The organism is Paraburkholderia phosphatilytica (assembly GCF_003443895.1).
GTDB classification, from domain to species: Bacteria; Pseudomonadota; Gammaproteobacteria; order Burkholderiales; family Burkholderiaceae; genus Paraburkholderia; species Paraburkholderia phosphatilytica.
Map to the genome: position 1 here is coordinate 165,146 of NZ_QQOA01000005.1, position 12,814 is coordinate 177,959.

8 protein-coding genes are annotated in these 12,814 nt (G+C 67.0%); 4 read left to right on the plus strand and 4 right to left on the minus strand.

All coding sequences use genetic code 11. The features are described from left to right. Nucleotides 1–80: 80 nt before the first annotated feature. On the minus strand, nt 81–833 hold the full coding sequence (locus DVS29_RS07665; RefSeq protein WP_118179834.1) for an acetoacetate decarboxylase: 753 nt from the start codon (nt 831–833) through the stop codon (nt 81–83). A gap of 423 nt (nt 834–1,256) precedes the next feature. Here DVS29_RS07665 and DVS29_RS07670 point away from each other — a divergent pair, with 423 nt between their 5' ends. After that, nucleotides 1,257–2,630 (plus strand): EAL and HDOD domain-containing protein, encoded by a 1,374-nt coding sequence (locus tag DVS29_RS07670; RefSeq protein ID WP_118179835.1) that lies wholly within the window; start codon nt 1,257–1,259, stop codon nt 2,628–2,630. A gap of 246 nt (nt 2,631–2,876) precedes the next feature. Here DVS29_RS07670 and DVS29_RS07675 read toward each other — a convergent pair whose 3' ends face one another. Both DVS29_RS07675 and DVS29_RS07680 read right to left on the minus strand, forming a co-directional pair. Continuing rightward, nucleotides 2,877–4,325, minus strand: a complete 1,449-nt coding sequence (locus DVS29_RS07675) for an HDOD domain-containing protein (RefSeq protein ID WP_118179836.1) — start codon at nt 4,323–4,325, stop codon at nt 2,877–2,879. 88 nt (nt 4,326–4,413) lie between these two features. After that, complete coding sequence (locus tag DVS29_RS07680; RefSeq protein WP_118179837.1) at nt 4,414–6,258, minus strand: putative bifunctional diguanylate cyclase/phosphodiesterase; 1,845 nt, start codon at nt 6,256–6,258, stop codon at nt 4,414–4,416. Nucleotides 6,259–6,622: 364 nt separating this feature from the next. Here DVS29_RS07680 and DVS29_RS07685 point away from each other — a divergent pair, with 364 nt between their 5' ends. The 3 genes from DVS29_RS07685 to DVS29_RS07695 all read left to right on the plus strand — a co-directional run bounded on the left by DVS29_RS07685 (nt 6,623) and on the right by DVS29_RS07695 (nt 9,244). Beyond that, nucleotides 6,623–7,975, plus strand: coding sequence for an EAL and HDOD domain-containing protein (locus DVS29_RS07685; RefSeq protein ID WP_118179838.1), 1,353 nt, complete (start codon nt 6,623–6,625; stop codon nt 7,973–7,975). A 182-nt stretch (nt 7,976–8,157) separates the two neighbouring features. Next, nucleotides 8,158–8,664, plus strand: a complete 507-nt coding sequence (locus DVS29_RS07690; RefSeq protein ID WP_240655511.1) for a peroxiredoxin — start codon at nt 8,158–8,160, stop codon at nt 8,662–8,664. Nucleotides 8,665–8,779: 115 nt separating this feature from the next. Continuing rightward, the gene (locus DVS29_RS07695; RefSeq protein WP_118179840.1) at nt 8,780–9,244 is read left to right on the plus strand and encodes a hypothetical protein; all 465 of its coding nucleotides are present in this window, start codon (nt 8,780–8,782) and stop codon (nt 9,242–9,244) included. A 247-nt stretch (nt 9,245–9,491) separates the two neighbouring features. On the opposite strand, the gene DVS29_RS07700 is transcribed toward DVS29_RS07695, so the two are convergent. After that, nucleotides 9,492–12,812 carry an efflux RND transporter permease subunit gene (locus DVS29_RS07700; protein WP_118179841.1) on the minus strand — a complete coding sequence of 1,107 codons (3,321 nt, stop codon included), beginning with the start codon at nt 12,810–12,812 and terminating at the stop codon, nt 9,492–9,494. Between the last annotated feature and the right edge of the window lie 2 nt (nt 12,813–12,814).

The window sequence follows — 12,814 nt, forward strand, 5'->3', positions numbered from 1 at the left end:
CGCGGCATCGATTCGGGCTGGTGCGAAGGCGTGTGGAAGAGACCGCCGTGGTCACGGCGGCCGGTCAGGCAGGTTGAAACTCAGCGCAGGTTCCGCTTCTCCAGATAGTCGAACGCGACTTCGCCGAGGCCGAGCGTCAGGTCCGCCATCAGGTGCCGCGCCTCGACGATCTCGAGCACCGGCAGTTCCGCGACCGGCGCGAGCGCGTGCGGTGCGAGTTCCAGCGAAGCGGGCCCGGTCCACGCGCCCTTCATCGTGATGTCCTTCAGGTGGTAGCGCACCAGTTCGCAGATGCGCGGCGTGCCGTCCACGTGCGGGATCACCTTCAGCAGGAAGTTCGGCGCTTCGAGACGCTGCTTTTGCACGGCGAGGTCGAGCTCCCGGTGCTTGTAGCCCATCGTGCCGGTCGCGACGCGCACCGGACCGAAGTCGAGCGTGCCGATGATCGTGTCGGTGTGCGTCTCGAGCACCGGCTTCGCGAGTTTCTTCGGGAAGCCCCACAGTTCGCGGCCGCCCGCGATCGGCGGATGGTCGTCGAGGTACATCGCGAGCGTGTAGCCGCCTGCCACGCCTTCGTACGTGACCGGGATCACCTGGCCGCTCTCGGTGTAGTCGCCGAAACCGGTGGAGTCCGGCATCCGGATGAATTCGTAGTGAACGAGCGGATCGCCGATCTGCAGCGGCTCCGGCACGACCGCGCGCAGCTTCACGGGATCGGTGCGGTACGTGATGATCAGGAACTCGCGATTGATGAAACGGTACGGGCCCATCGGGAACGCGGGCGCCGTGATCGGCATCGCAAACGCGGTGGACAGAACGGTATCGATATCCATGAGTTTTCCTTCGAGAGAGCAGACGGGAAGGGCAGCAAACAGGCTGGGGATCCGCGGGCCCCGGTGCAGGTTGTGACCGGGGCTTTGGAGCGGGCTGTGAACCGGCCGTGAACCGCATGCACGGGACCGGTGCCTGGGCACGGTCTGCGGGCGGCAGCGCGGAGCGAGCCCATTGTAGTCACGAGTTGGCGACAGACCGGAGTCAAACCGTCGCCAGGACATCCGATGCCGATTCGTTGGGCAGAATTTCGACAATTTGCCAAGAAAAGACGGTCATGCCCCTGCCTGCCCACATCGCGCTGCGCTAAAATCCACGCGCACCGGACGCCGCTATGCGATGCGCATGGAACGAAGCGTCAGGGAAAAATCGAGGTTACGGGTCAGGCCAGAACGAGACGTCACGAGCGTCTCGCGGGGAGCAACATGTCAACGATTGTGGTGGGGACGCCCCCCTCGTCAGGCGACGTGCCGGTCGCGACGGGGGAGAGCGTTCTGGACGCCGCGCGCGTCTATGTCGCGCGTCAGCCGGTGCTCGACCGGGACGCGATGCTGTGCGGTTTCGAACTCGCGGTGTCGCCGGTCATGCTGCCTGCCACGGCACCCGATGCCGCGTCACCCTCGACCGCGAGTGCGGCGAAAACGGAGTTCGCGCCACGGCCACTGCCGCCGCTCGTGCGCGGGCTCCGCGATGCAAGTCTCCATGACGCGCTGATCGGCCATCCGGCCTCAGTCGACGTCACGCGCGAGTTCGTATGCAGCGGCGCGATCGAGATGATCCCGCCGCAGCGTTTCGTCTTCGAACTGCCGCCGGATATCGCGGTGGACCAGGATCTGATCGCGCGTCTCGTCAGCCTGCATGGCCGCCGCTATCGCTTCGCGCTCGATCACGTGACGCAGGCCGACGACACCTTCGGCCGCCTGCTGCCGTATTGCCAGACCGTGAAGATCGACGTGCCGCGCGCGAAGCCGGGGCTTCTGCCGAAGCTCGTGTTCGCGCTGCGCCCGGCTGGCAAGCAACTTGTCGCGATCGGGCTTGACCGTCAGCAGGACTTCGACGCGGCGCTCGCGATGAGCTTCGAGCGTTACCAGGGGTACTTCTTCGCGACGGCCACGGCGTCGTCGAAACGCCGCTCGAGCGCGCCGCGCCAGGCGCTGCTGCGGCTCCTGAAGCTGCTCGCGTCGGAGCCGACCGTGAGCCAGCTCGAAGACGAGCTGAAGCAGAATCCGCTGCTCGTCATGCATCTGATGAAACTCGCGGCGACCAGCGGTCTCGAGACGGGGCGGAGCATCACGACGCTGCGCGAGGCGATCAACGCGACGGGCACCAACCGCATCGCGCGCTGGACCCAACTGCTGCTCTACGCGGACGGCCGCAAGGTCGCGATCGAAGCGGATCCCCTGCTGCAGCTAGCTGCAACCCGCGCGCGCTTCATCGAGCTCGCGGCGGCCCGGCTGCCGCACGCCGGCCACGACGATCGCGACGGCGCGTTCCTGACGGGCGTGTTCTCGTTCGTCGACGCGGTGTTCGGCGGCGGCCTCGAATCGACGCTCGACGTGCTGACGCTCGCGAAGCCGATCCGCGCGGCGATTGTGCGCCGCGAAGGCGTGCTCGGCCGCCTGCTGTCGGCAATCGAGGCGCTCGAGCGCGGCGAGTGGGCGACGGTGGACGCGCTGGCTTCGCAGCTCGCGCCGCTCACGTCGCCGGAGCTGGCGTCGCTTGCGCTGTCCGCGGCGGCGTGGGCGGGCGTCGCCGACCGTCACGCGGAAGCGGACGGTCTCGAGCGCATCGAAGATTGAGCGGCGCGGACGCTGCGCGACCGAAGCGGCGAACACTGCGGCGCGCGACGAGACAACCCGGCGCGATCGCGTTCGACGCGGCGACGATTCGGTGTGAAGAAAGACTGGGTAAGGATTTTGGCGGGGCCGCGGGGCGGCAGGGGAATGGCGCAGCGGCGGGGAAGGGCGGCGAGCGCGACGGCGAAGGTATCGGTACGCCGGTTCAGCCGGTGACGCGGAACGCTCCGCGTGACGTGCGGCGGCGGATCACAGCGTTTCGAGGGCTCCCGACGGCGCGTGCATGAAGAAGCGGCCCAGTTCGCGAGCGAGCTCGTTGAGGGCGGCCATCTCCGGTTGCGTGATCTTGCGCGGCTCCACGTTCGACCAGTCGCCGTACAGCAGCGCGACCGTCGAATGATCTTCCAGCGTGACGGGCAACAGCACGAACGAGCGCGCGTCGCCGAACGCGTGGCGGAACCATAGCGGCAGGCGCGAGCGCATCTTCGGGTCGTGCGCGTTCTCGATGAAGATGCCGACCGAGTTCGCGATCGCGAGATGGAACACGTCCGGCTCGAACGCGGCATTGAAGCTGAGGGTGGGCAGCGCGCTCTCGACGCCCGGACCGAAGCCGAGTTTTGCCTTGAACTTGCCGCTCGGATGCTTGACGAGCACAACCGTGCGCGTGAAGCCGAGGCTGCCGAGCACCGTTTCCGACGCCATCGACAGCGCCGGCGCGAGCGCGCTGTCGGGCGGCAGCGCGCGCAGATCGGCAACCCCCGCGCGAATCTGTGCCTCGGGGCTGCGTGCGACGCGCGCCATCGCGTCGGCGTCCGCTCGCAGTTCGGTGATCTCGCGCATCACGCCGTTGTCGGCTTCCTCGCGGGCAATCGCGAGGCTCATGTTGACGAGCTGTTCGGGGTCGGCGTTGAGCGCGAGGCTGTAGTGGTCGGCGAGCTTCGCGATGGCGGCTTCGCGTTCCTCGTCGGTGCCTTTTTCCATCAGCGCGTTGGCGACTTCGGTGGAGTAGCTCGTGATCGCACGCAGCCACTGCACTTCGCGCGGCTGGTCGCCGAGCGGATCGTATTGGCCCATGCCGGCCTTGATCGCGTCGGGCAGGCGCCAGCGGTTCGCGGCCTCGTTGCCGATTTCCTCGAAGGTGACGCCGAGTACCGTGACGCACGCATCGTTTTCGATCATGCCGGTTTCGGCGAGACGCCGGATCTGATCCCACTCGGCGTCCAGATAGAACACGACGAGCAGCTTGCCCACCTGGCGCATCAGCGTGCACACCACGGCTTCCTCGCCGGCGCGGCGATCGGCCTGCTGGGTCAGCTTGCGCGCGACGGCGCCGGACAGGATCGTGCGGTTCAGTTCGAGCTTCGCGTCGATGCGGCGCGGCGCGCTCTGATGGAAGTAGTCGACGATCTTCAGGCCGACGACGAGATGGCCGACCGCGTCCATACCGAGCACCATCAGCGCCCGCGACACGGTCGTGATGTTGCCGCCGAACGCCATGTACATCGCCGAGTTCGCGAGACGCAGCACCTTCTGGGTCAGCGCGAAGTCGGAGAGCACGATCTGCACGAGCCCGCTGAAGTCGAGCTCGTCGTTGTTCATGGCCGTGACCGTAGAGCGCAGCGACTGCGCCAGCATGGGGAAGTCGCCTCGCTCGCTCATTCTCGTCCAGAGCGTATCGAGCAGCGCAGCCTTTACCATCTCATTCCCGAGAAATACATACCTGTTCCATTGAACTGCATGCCGGTACATCGCCGGCGGGCCGAACCTGTTACGGGCGAGCCCCCCGTCACGGCTCGACGTGCAACAGCAGCGAGCGCGACGCGAACCTGCGCGCGAGCTCGTCGGACGGCAGCGCCTTGCAGACGAGCCAGCCCTGGATATGATCGCAACCCATTTGCGTCAGCATCGTCCGTTGCTCTTCTGTTTCCACACCTTCCGCAACGAGACTGAGGTCGAGTGTCTGCGCGAGACCCACAACAGCCGTGACGATGGCCTGATCGTTCCGGGAGGTTAGCAGATTCTCGACGAAACTCCGGTCAATCTTCAGTTTCGCGAGCGGAAAACGTTGCAGATAAGCGAGACTCGAATAGCCGGTGCCAAAATCGTCCACCGCGAAGCGGATGCCGAGCGCCGTCAGTTCCTCGAGCAGCGCCTTCGCGTGCGCCGGGTCGTGCATCAGCAGACTCTCGGTGATCTCGAACACGAGCCGGCGCGGATCGACGCCCGTCAGCGTGATCGCATCGCGCACGTTGTCCTTGAAACGCGGGTCGCGGAACTGCTGCGGCGACACGTTGACCGCCATATAGCGCAGGCTGATGCCCTGCGCGTCCCACTGCATCAGCTGCATGCACGCGGCCTTCAGCACCCAGTTGCCCAGGTAGTTGATGAGGCCGACGGATTCGGCGAGCGGAATGAAGGTCGACGGCGGCACGAGCCCGTGCGCCGGATGGTGCCAGCGGATCAGCGCCTCGACGCCCACCACGCCGTGCGACGTGCTGTGCGTGATCGGCTGGAAGTGCAGCGAGAATTCGCCGTTGCGCACGCCGTCGTACAGGTCCGCCTCGAGCTTCAGGCGTTCGGCGTCGGCGGGGTCGTCGTCGGGCTGGTGGAACGCGTAGGTGTTGCCGCCGCTTGCCTTGGCCTGCAGGACCGCGTGGTCGGCCCAGCGCAGCAGGTGGCTGTCCTCGCTCGGCGCGCCGGGTTCGCGCGCATCCGGATAGAGCGCGATGCCGATGCTCGCGGACAGGTGGATCTGCTGGCCCTTGTAGGTGTACGGCTGCTGGATCGAGGTCAGCAGGCGCCGCGCCAGCGCTTCGGCGTTCGCGGCCGCGTCGGTGCGGCTCGCGGACGCCGGCACGAGGATCGCGAACTCGTCGCTCGCCGTACGGGCGATCGTCTCGCCCTGGGTCGCCATCGTCTTCAGGCGCTTCGCGGTTTCGCGCAGCATCTCGTCGCCGGCGTCGTAGCCGAGCGCGCGGTTGATGCGCTGGTAGTCGTCGAGGTCGATCAGCAGCAGCGCGGCGGGCGAGCCGATGCCGTCGGCCACCTGCTGGGCGTCGAGCAGCGCGTCGACGAGCGACGCCTGGTTCGTGAGGCCGGTCAGCGGGTCATGGTGCAGCGCGTGCGTGAGGCGCGCCTCGTTCGCGCGCCAGGTCGACACGTCGAAGCCGGCGATCGCGAAGCCGTCGATGCCGTCGTGGGTGTTGCGCACCACCCGCAGCTCGACCGCGACCGGATAGGTGAGCGACTTGACGACTTCGAGCGTTGCCTTCTCGACGGTGCCCGTCATCGACGCGCGCGCGAGCAGCGCGTCGAGCCGCGCGACGTCGTGCGGGGCGACGAGTTCGTGCAGCGTCACCGTCTGCAGGTACTCGCGGTGGTAACCGATGAAGCGCAGACTCGAGTCGGACACGTACAGGAAGCGCAGGTTGACGTCGACGTGCGCGAGGAAGTCGACGGCGCCGACCGTTTCCTCGAGCGCCGCGCGCACGGAGCGCGACGGCGCCGCGGCGGCGTCGTCCGGCAGCGCTTCGGGTGTGGCATCGACATCGCGCCGGCTCAAGCCCCACAGGCGGCCGAAGACCGTGCGCAGGGGACTGCGGCGAGGCGCGCTGATCGTATCTGCATCCATGTTCACTGGCATTCCGTATTCGTCTGCTGGCGGCAGCGCTGATCCCCCGGTTCGGCCGTGTCCGGGGGGAAAGAGACCGCCCATCAGAGCGAGATAACGACCCCTGTAACAAAATCTTTAGCCGCTGCCGCAAAAAAGCGACGCATGACGCATGGCATGACTGCAAGCGTTTCCATCGCCGTTCTTTTCCAGTTACAGTGGCGCCAATCAAGGCTTCGGACCGCAACCGGTCCGGTGTCGCGGCACCCGCGGAGAGCCTGTGTAAGGTTTTCGACGCACGCCGTGCCCCGGGCCGTGCCGCTTCGTCCGGTTTTTCCCGGTCCCGCCCGGTCGCTTTCGTCCCGCACCCGTCTCTGGTTCGTTCATGGCAAGGTCGTCCTCCTCGAAGGCCAAGGCTTCGCAAGCCGCCGTCGTCCGCCCGGACGCCGGCGCGCCGCCTGCCGAGGGCGACGGTCTCGCGTATGCGGAGCCGCGCTTCGCGTACCTGGGGCGCCAGCCGATCCTCGATCGCAACGGGGCGCTCGCCGCCTACGAGCTGCTGTTTCGCAGCAACGCGCAGAATTTCGCCAACGTCGAAGACGACTCCCAGGCGACCGCGCACGTGGTAGCCCGCACGATCGGCGGCATCGGCGTGTCGACGGTGCTCGGCGAGCACCGCGGTTACGTGAACATCGGCGGTGCGCTGCTGTTCGACGACATCGTCCATCTGATGGACCCGACGCGCTTCGTGCTCGAGATTCTCGAGACGGTGTCGATGGAAGCGCCGGTGCTCGAACGGCTTGCGGAGCTGCGCCGCTCGGGCTTCCAGATCGCGCTCGACGACGTCTGCGAGCTGACGCCAGGCTTTCTTGCGGCGCTGCCGCACGTCGACTTCGTGAAGATCGATTTCGTGCTGACGCCGCAGGACCGGCTGATGGAGCTCGCGGCGACGGTCAAACAGCACCGCAAGACGCTGATCGCCGAGAAGATCGAGACGCGCGACGAGTTCGAGCTCGCGTGCGACCTCGGCTTCGATCTGTTCCAGGGGTATTTCTTCGCGCGGCCGCAACTGCTGACCTCACCGCGCAACCGCGCGTCGCGCCAGGCGCTGGTGCGTGTGCTCGCGCTGCTGGCGCGCGATGCCGGCATCGTAGAGCTTGAGGCGGAGCTGAAGCACAACCCGAGTCTCGTCGTGCAGCTGCTGCGGCTCGTCAATTCGAGCGCGTTCGGGCTGGGGCGCAACATCGGTTCGCTGCGCGAAGCGATCATCGCGGCCGGCACGCGGCAGATCGCGCGCTGGGCGCAACTGCTGCTCTACGCCGACGGCAATCTGCCGTGGCGATCGGACCCGCTCGTGCAGCTCGCCGGCACCCGCTCGCGCTTCATGGAACTGACGGCACGGTGGTTGCGGCCATGGGACGAGGAGTTGCCCGATGCCGCGTTCATGACCGGTATCTTCTCGCTCGTGCACGTCGTGCTCGGCACGACCCTCGCGGACGTGATCGACCAGCTGAAGCTGGCGCGGCCGATCCGCGAAGCGATCGTCGATGGCGCGGGCCTGCTCGGCGCGCTGTTGCAGGCTGCGCAGGCAGCCGAGCGCGGCGACGCCGTGGCGGCACTCGCGGTGGCGGGCCTCGACGGCAAGCACGCGGATCATCGCGAAGGGCTCACGCCCGAGGTGCTGGCGGAGCTGAGCCTTTCCGCGGCCGCGTGGTTCGGCGCGCACGCGGCGGATTGAGCGGCAGCGCCGCGCCGCCCCGCTCGCGTACGCCTTCGTGCGCGATCGGGCACAATCGATATGCGGCGCTCGCGCGCCATCTCTTCTGCACGCGCTGCGTGCATCAATGATTCGAGGTTGCAATGAAGCCAATGCTCACGCGAACCCTGATTGCGACGTCGCTCGTGGCGGCGACGCTCGTGATGGTGGCGCCGGACGCGTCGGCGACGCTCAAGCCCGGCGATACCGCGCCGGACTTCACGACCCAGGCGTCGCTCGGCGGGAAGACGTACACGTACTCGCTCGCCGACGAGCTGAAGAAAGGTCCGGTCGTGCTGTATTTCTACCCGGCCGCGTTCACGAAGGGCTGCACAATCGAGGCGCATGATTTCGCCGACGCCGTCGATCAGTACAAGCAGTACGGCGCGACCGTGATCGGCGTGTCGCACGACAACATCGACACGCTGACGAAGTTCTCGGTTAGCGAGTGCCGCAGCAAGTTCCCGGTGGCCGCGGACGAGAAGGCGACGATCATCAAGGCGTACGATGCCGCGATGCCGATGCGCGATTCGATGGCGAACCGCGTGTCGTACGTGATCGCGCCGGACGGCAAGATCCTCTACGAATACACGGACATGGCGCCCGACAGGCACGTTGAGAACACGATGAAGGCCGTCAAGGAGTGGGCCGCGACCCACAAGCAGCCTTAAGCTGCACGGAGGAAGCCACACCGAGCGCGGCGTCGACGCACGCCGCGCTGAACAATGGGAGCCGCCGGGCCGCATGAGCGGCGCGGCGGCTTCGTCTTTGTCGACGGAGAAACGGATGCCGATTCTGGTCGGTCTGCTGGTCCTGATCGGGCTTGGGTACGGCGCGGTTGTCGCGTTCGACGCGATCGCCGCGCATTTCGGCCAGGGCGTCGCGATTGCCGTGGCGGTGGTGGTTGCGCTGCTGATCGTCGCGGCGCTCGCGCGCTGGTGGCAGCGGCGCCGCGAAGTTGCGCCGAACGTGCGCGACGGCGACTGGACGCATCGTCTTCACGGACCGTGGGGCGAGCTGAAATTCGCCGCCGACAAACGCCTCTGCGACGTCACCGTGGCGGGCGAACACGGCGCGTACATCTTCGCGGACATCAACGGCGCGACGCCGGAACGTAGCGGCGATGCATGTTCGGTCCGTATGACCGTCAAAGACCCGAAGCATTCGCAGTGGAACATACCGGTCGCGGGCGAGCGCGAGGCGAAACGTTGGGCGCGCATCGTCGCGCTCGCGGTCGCGCAGAAGCTGTAGCGGCCGGATTGAACGTTCCCGTCACCGGAGCAGGTTCGAACGTGACCGCACTGGGCAGGAATGGTCGAAAGTTTGCGATCCGGTTCGATGCGCGACAATCGCGCTGGAACGACCGCCAGACGGGAATATTCACGCTTGCTGCAGCGATCTTTTCTGATGTACGGATCGCGCATAAAGGAAATGCCTGCCCGTCAGGTCAGCGCCCATCGATACAGCCAGTGTTGTGATGCTTCGCGCCTGGCCCGGGTCACTCCGCCACGGCCGTGCCGCGCTTGCCGCGCGGGTGCCGGCGTTCCCACTGCACGCGCAGCCGGTCCATGTACAGATAGACGACCGGCGTCGTGTAGAGCGTGAGCATCTGGCTCACGATCAGGCCGCCGACGATCGAGATGCCGAGCGGCGCGCGCAGCTCCGCGCCTTCCCCATTGCCGAACGCGAGCGGCAGCGCGCCGAGTAGCGCCGCGCAGGTGGTCATCATGATCGGCCGGAAGCGCAGCAGGCAGGCCTGGAAAATCGCGTCATACGAAGACATGCCCTTGCGCGACGCATCGATCGCGACGTCAACCATCATGATCGCGTTCTTCTTCACGATGCCGATCAGCAGGATCACGCCGATCAGCGCGATGATGCTGAACTCCGTCTGGAACAGCAGCAGCGCGAGCAGCGCGCCGACGCCCGCGGACGGCAATGTCGAGAGAATGGTCAGCGGGTGGATGTAGCTCTCGTACAGGATGCCGAGCACGATATAGACGGCGGCGAGCGCCGCGAGGATCAGGATCGGCTGGTCCGACAGCGACTGCTGGAACGCCTGCGCCGTGCCCTGAAAACTGCCGTGGATCGTCGCGGGCATGCCGATCTGCGCCATCGTTTCGTAGATAGCCTGGGTGGCGTCGGAGAGCGACTTGCCCGGCGGCAGGTTGAACGAGATCGTCGACGCGACGAACTGGCTCTGGTGATTGACCGACAGCGGCGTGTTGCCTGGCCCGAAGCTCGCGATCGCGGAGAGCGGGATCATCGTCTCCTTCGCGATGGACACCGCGGATCCCGACGACGCGCTCGACTTGCCGCTCGCCGCGATCGAGTTGATCGCCTGGTTGCGCGCAGAATCCGCCGCGATCGCCGCGGCGCTCGATGCCGACGTGCCGCCGGTGCCGCCCGCTTTGGCGCTCGCGCTGGTTGCGGCGGCGGTGGCGGCCGTCACGGTCCCGGCGGCGGCGTTGGTGGTCTGCGCGCCGCTCGCGGTGCCGCCCGACGTGCTGATCCACACTTCGTTCAGGATGTCCGGGCTCTGCCAGTACTTCGGCGCGACTTCCATCACGACGTGATACTGGTTCAGCGGGTTGTAGATCGTCGACACCTGGCGCTGGCCGAACGCGTCGTACAGCGTATTGTCGATCTGCGATGGCGTGATCGACAGGCGGGCGGCCGTTTGCCGGTCGATCGTGACCATCGATTCGAGGCCACCTTGCTGCTGGTCGGAGTTGACGTCCGCGAGCTCGGGCCGCGACTGCAGCGCTTCGGTCAGCTTCGGCCCCCACTTGTAGAGGTCGGAGGTGGTGTCGGAGAGCAGCGTGAACTGGTATTGCGCATTGCTCTGACGGCCGCCTACACGGATGTCCTGCACCGCCTGCAGGAAGGTGCGCGCGCCCGCGACGTTGGAGAGGGCGGGGCGCAGCTGCGCGATCACTTCGTCGGCGGAGGCCTTGCGTTCCTTCTTCGACTTCAGCGACACGAACATGAAGCCCGAGTTGGTCTGCCGGCCGCCGGTGAAGCCCACCACGCTATCCACTGCCGGATTGCGGCCGACGATCGCCATCATCTCCGAGAACTTGCCCTTCATCGCCTGGAACGACGTGCTCTGGTCCGCCTGGATGCCGCCCACGAGGCGCCCGGTGTCCTGCTGCGGGAAGAAGCCCTTCGGCACGATCACGTAGAGCCACACGTTGAGGCCGACCGTGACGAGGAGGATCAGCATCACGAGGCGCGGATGGCGCAGCGACCAGCCGAGCGTGCGCTCATAGAAGCGCTGCATGCGCGTGAACCCGTGTTCGAGCCATTGTCCGAAACGGCCCTCCTGGCGCCGCTGCTGCGGCTCGAACAGCAGGCGCGAGCACATCATCGGCGTGAGCGTGAGCGACACGACGAGCGACACCGCGATCGCGAGCGACAGCGTCAGCGCGAATTCGCGGAACAGCCGCCCGACGATGCCGCCCATCAACAGGATCGGCAGAAACACGGCGACGAGCGACACGCTGATCGACAGCACCGTGAAGCCGACTTCGCGCGCGCCCTGGAACGCGGCCTGCATGCGCGGCATGCCTTCCTCGATGTGGCGCGTGATGTTTTCGAGCACGACGATCGCGTCGTCGACGACGAAGCCGGTCGCGATGGTGAGCGCCATCAGCGACAGGTTGTCGATCGAGAAGCCCATCAGGTACATCGCCGCGAACGTGCCGATGATCGAGATCGGCACCGCAACGCTCGGAATCAGCGTCGCGCGCCAGTTGCGCAGGAACAGGAACACCACCATCACGACGAGCGCGACCGCGATCATCAGCGTGTGCTCGGTGTCGGAGAGCGACGCCCGGATGGTCGTCGAGCGGTCGGACGTGGGTTCGACGTCGACGTCCGCGGGCAGCGACGCCTTCAGCTGCGGCAGCATCGCGCGCACGCGGTCCACCGTATCGATGATGTTCGCGCCCGGCTGCCGGTAGAGGATCACGAGCACCGCGCGCTTGCCGTTGAAGAGGCCGAGGTTGCGCAGGTCTTCGACCGAATCGACTACCTCGCCGACGTCCGACAGCTTCACCGCCGCGCCGTTGCGGTACGCGATGATCAGGTCCTTGTACTGGCTCGCCTTCGACGCCTGATCGTTGGTGTAGATCTGCACGCGGTTCGCGCCGAACTCGATCGAGCCTTTCGGGCTGTTCGCGTTGGCGGACGCGAGCGCGGCGCGCACGTCCTCGAGGCCGATGCCGTAGTGGAACAGGGCATGCGGCTCCAGCTCGACGCGCACGGCGGGGTTGGTCGAGCCGCTGACGTCGACTTCGCCGACGCCGTCCACCTGCGACAGCGACTGCTGCAGCACGGTCGCTGCGCTGTCGTAGAGCTGCCCGGCGCTGAGCGTGTGCGACGTGAGCGCGAGGATCAGGATCGGCGCATCGGCGGGGTTGACCTTGTGATAGGTCGGATTGGACCTGAGGCTCGCGGGCAGGTCGGCGCGTGCCGCGTTGATCGCGGCCTGCACGTCGCGCGCGGCGCCGTCGATGTCGCGGTTCAGCCCGAACTGCAGCGTGATGCGCGCGGAGCCGACCGAGCTCTGCGAGGTCATCTCGGTCACGTCGGCGATCGAGCCCAGGTGCCGTTCGAGCGGGCTCGCCACGCTCGTCGCGACAGTTTCAGGACTCGCGCCAGGCAGGCTCGCCTGCACCGAGATGGTCGGAAAATCGACCTGCGGCAGGGGCGCGACCGGCAGCTTCGTGAACGCGAAGATGCCGGCGAGCGCGATGCCGATCGCGAGCAGCGTGGTGGCGACGGGACGCGAGATGAACGGACGCGACAGGTTCATCG

What these genes read in the sequence shown, in the direction of transcription:
- DVS29_RS07665 (WP_118179834.1), bottom strand. Translation starts at nt 833, where the DNA reads ATGGATATCGATACCGTTCTGTCCACCGCGTTTGCGATGCCGATCACG.
- DVS29_RS07670 (WP_118179835.1), top strand. Translation starts at nt 1,257, where the DNA reads ATGTCAACGATTGTGGTGGGGACGCCCCCCTCGTCAGGCGACGTGCCG.
- DVS29_RS07675 (WP_118179836.1), bottom strand. Translation starts at nt 4,325, where the DNA reads ATGGTAAAGGCTGCGCTGCTCGATACGCTCTGGACGAGAATGAGCGAG.
- DVS29_RS07680 (WP_118179837.1), bottom strand. Translation starts at nt 6,258, where the DNA reads ATGGATGCAGATACGATCAGCGCGCCTCGCCGCAGTCCCCTGCGCACG.
- DVS29_RS07685 (WP_118179838.1), top strand. Translation starts at nt 6,623, where the DNA reads ATGGCAAGGTCGTCCTCCTCGAAGGCCAAGGCTTCGCAAGCCGCCGTC.
- DVS29_RS07690 (WP_240655511.1), top strand. Translation starts at nt 8,158, where the DNA reads ATGGTGGCGCCGGACGCGTCGGCGACGCTCAAGCCCGGCGATACCGCG.
- DVS29_RS07695 (WP_118179840.1), top strand. Translation starts at nt 8,780, where the DNA reads ATGCCGATTCTGGTCGGTCTGCTGGTCCTGATCGGGCTTGGGTACGGC.
- DVS29_RS07700 (WP_118179841.1), bottom strand. Translation starts at nt 12,812, where the DNA reads ATGAACCTGTCGCGTCCGTTCATCTCGCGTCCCGTCGCCACCACGCTG.